Here is a 1,089-nt window from a genome sequence, read left to right on the forward strand (position 1 = left end):
AGGGGGAATCAAAGGCGACCCCTCCGCAAGTGAGGGGGAATCTATGGATTCAAACCAAAAGTCCCCCTCCCTTGCGGAGGGGGATTTAGGGGGTGGGTATGAAATGCTTACCGAAAAAGAACGCACAGCAAGGCTCATAAAGCCCATCTTGCGTGGCAGAGACATTAAAAGATATGGCTATGAATGGGCGAATTTATGGCTTATTAACACGCACAATGGCTATGAAATCCCCACTTGTCATTCTGAGCGTAGCGAAGAATCTCAAGCCCCCACTTGTCATTCTGAGCGTAGCGAAGAATCTCGTAATTCAAAAAGAGATTCTTCGCTTCGTGCTACGCACTTCGCTCGCAATGACAACACTGATGCTCAATATGACACAATCAAAATCCCACCCATTGACATAAAGGACTATCCAGCCTTAAAAACGTATTTTGACGAGGTGGCAAAAACAAACAAGGGCAAGGGCAAGGGTTTTTGGGAGCGAAGCGATAAGGGCATAAGTCCTTATAATTTGCGAGACTGTGCTTATCTTTTGGACTTTGAGAAAGAAAAGATTGTGTATCCAAATATGAATAAAGAGTTCATTGCAACGCTTGATAAATCGAGTTTTTATACTAATCAAAAATGTTTTATCATTACAAGCGAAAGGGAAAATTTGGCGTATTTAACAGGAATTTTGAATTCTAAATTGAATTTTTGGTATTTTAGGCAAATAGGGGCAACTTTAGGTGCAAATGGTTATGAAATGAGTAAAATCTTTGTAGAAAAACTCCCCATCCCCAAAATAAATCCCAAAAATTCAAAAATCGCAGAAAGAATTGTGAATTTAGTGGAGCAGATTTTGGCTTTAAAGGCTGAAAATTCAAACCAAAAGTCCCTTGCAAGTGGGCTTGAAACCGCAGACAAGTCCCCCTCCCTTGCGGAGGGGATTTAGGGGGTGGGTCAGTAAAAAACACTCAAAATTCAACAATTTCCTTGAATTTAAAAGAAAATTCACAAATTTTGCAAAATTCAAAAATTGAAAATTCAAATGCTGAATTTACCCACCCCCACCCAACGGGTTGCAAGCCTTGCGAAGCAAAAACCCCC

The 1,089-nt window shown here is 40.8% G+C and carries 1 protein-coding gene and 1 pseudogene; both read left to right on the forward strand.

The features are described from left to right. Nucleotides 1-112 precede the first annotated feature (112 nt). Nucleotides 113-436, forward strand: a pseudogene (locus tag DMC01_RS16960) (hypothetical protein); the annotation flags it as partial. Between the two features lie 132 nt (nucleotides 437-568). Next, entirely contained in the window at nucleotides 569-934 is a 366-nt protein-coding gene (locus DMC01_RS16965) for a TaqI-like C-terminal specificity domain-containing protein (protein ID WP_427846134.1), read from the forward strand. The last annotated feature ends 155 nt before the right edge of the window (nucleotides 935-1,089 follow it).

Source organism: Campylobacter troglodytis, from assembly GCF_006864425.1.
In the GTDB taxonomy this organism is placed as follows: Bacteria; Campylobacterota; Campylobacteria; order Campylobacterales; family Campylobacteraceae; genus Campylobacter_D; species Campylobacter_D troglodytis.